Annotated in this window: 2 protein-coding genes; both read right to left on the bottom strand. The window is 45.5% G+C overall.

Translation table 11 applies throughout. From position 1 onward, the window contains the following. Nucleotides 1-88: 88 nt before the first annotated feature. Nucleotides 89-1,507, bottom strand: coding sequence for a hypothetical protein (locus AAB400_04395; protein MEK7649120.1), 1,419 nt, complete (start codon nucleotides 1,505-1,507; stop codon nucleotides 89-91). 24 nt (nucleotides 1,508-1,531) lie between these two features. Next, nucleotides 1,532-2,067, bottom strand: a 536-nt coding sequence (locus AAB400_04400; GenBank protein ID MEK7649121.1) for a hypothetical protein, incomplete at its 5' end; no start/stop codon positions are given.

A 2,067-nucleotide genomic window follows, 5' to 3' on the forward strand; every position in this document is an offset into this window, starting at 1 on the left:
TGCCACCGCTGGGTAGTTTTTTACCCGTGTCCATTAAACGGGGTACGGTTCAACGAGAGGGGCTTTTGAATTCAGTAGTGTTAAGCGACTATCGTTTTGCACCTGAATTGGCAACCGCATTTACCAGATTCCAATACTCACCCTTATTCTTTTTGATTTCACTTATTATAGTAAATTCCTCCTTATTGTTCTTTATAAACTTATTTATACTTGCTAGCTTCTTATTAATCACTTTTGCTGCTGTACGCTCCGCGTTCATATTTTGTTTTTGCTGTCGAAGTCCGTATGTTCCAATTACAATGGCATTGCGATCTGCTATTTCTGCCGTAGTGTCTTCTCCTGGAGCCATATCTCTATTGTATATCACTCCAAGTAAGCTTGCCATCTCTCCCTCTAAACCAGGGTTTTTAAACTCTGGCACAGGAAACCGCCCATTCACCACAAGCGCCGCATTCTCTACAAATTTTTTAAGCTTTTCCGGTTCGATTGGAATTTTTCCATTATTTGCAATACGCGTACTGTTGATCCCTGAGCCCCAAACTCCTTTGCCCTTTGCCTCAACTGCAGCAGGGGGGTTGTCGAGAAGCACTTTCGTAATCGCGCGCTCCATTGATGTAGCATCTTGAGGTAGAATTTTTTCTGCAATTGCCTCTGCTGCTTGAGACACATTCACGGGAATAGGTGCTGCCTGAGCTGGTGTTGGGGGCGCTTCTCCGGAACCACTTGGTGCAATGGATGTTGCCTGAGCTGGAGCTGCTGCAATAGCCCGGGCTACAATATCCAGAGTATTTTCTGCAGTTTTTTCTGTCTGTTGCTGTATCTCTACCGATGTAGCTACTACAACTGGAGGTGTTGGTAGTGGTAAAGGAATAGGTGTTACAATACCCGTAGTTGGAAGCGTAAGAGCTCTAGTTGGTGCGGGAACTGCTGGGGCTGTGGTTGTTGGAGTAGTAGTCACACCGGGGATGATAGTCGGTGCAGGAGGCAGGGTACCGGTGCTTGTGGTGCTGCCAATTCCCGCGACTCCCCCTCCGCCACTCCCTCCACCACCGGAGGTCTGTGCGCCACCACCTGCTACCTTGCATTTGGTGTCGACTGTCGGGGTGCTGAGTATTGGGGAGATCGTCACTCGCATAGTACCTACGGTTGCGCCCTGGATGGAGAGGACATTTTCTGTCGATTGTCCTTGGGCATTCTGTGTGCAGCTCTGGGGAAGGGCATTCTGAGCTTCATTGTTGATACTCACGGAATTCGGCAGTGCCGTGCCATCGCGCGATACCAGAAAGAAGTTCTGCCCCGCAGGCACATCAACAATAAGGTTGGTTCCAATCTGCAAGCGCGAAGCATGAGACCCGGAAAGAATCTCAAGCGGAACAGAGTTTACAACAATAAAGGTGTCAGCATCATAGTTGAGATCAGCAGCAAATGAAGATGGTGCTATTACTATTCCAAGTAAAGTAGCTAGTACTACTTTCCCCACCATTTTTAGAATGGTAGAAGTATACATAAAATTTATAAGTCGTATCAAAGTTTAATCGTTTGCGTATTCTATACAGGTTGCTCTATTTGTAGCAATAATAGTACATTCAACAAAATCACCAACATCTTCCGTGCTTGTTGCGGTTGTAGCGCTATATGTTACCACTGTAATATTTGCGCCACTTGTCACAGTAAGTTCATTTGCTCCAGATGCTACCGTTACAGCAAAGTTAAGTTTTCTACCAACATCTCCAGCATCAAGAATTGCATCAGTTCCAAGATCAACATCTACAGCATTACTGGTCATATCAACTGGCCAAAAACTTGCTGCCTGTAAATTAGCCTTAGTTAATTGTGGGTTTGCTGCAGTAAGTGCTGCTGCATTTGTTACTCGATAACCAGCAGCTAAGAAATGTCCAACTGTTCCAAGATCAATAATTGAAGCGATTGTTTGAGTGCCATCAGATATTAGCAATGTACCGCCATTAGTAAGCGTAATCGTTGGAGTCGCAGCAAGAAATGAAATATCATCATCAAATCGCGCAGCACCATCTATTTCAAGTCCGCCTCCTACAGCTAAGAGGTTTG

This window comes from Patescibacteria group bacterium (assembly GCA_038065255.1).
GTDB lineage: Bacteria > Patescibacteriota > Patescibacteriia > JACQRZ01 > JACQRZ01 > JBBTRI01.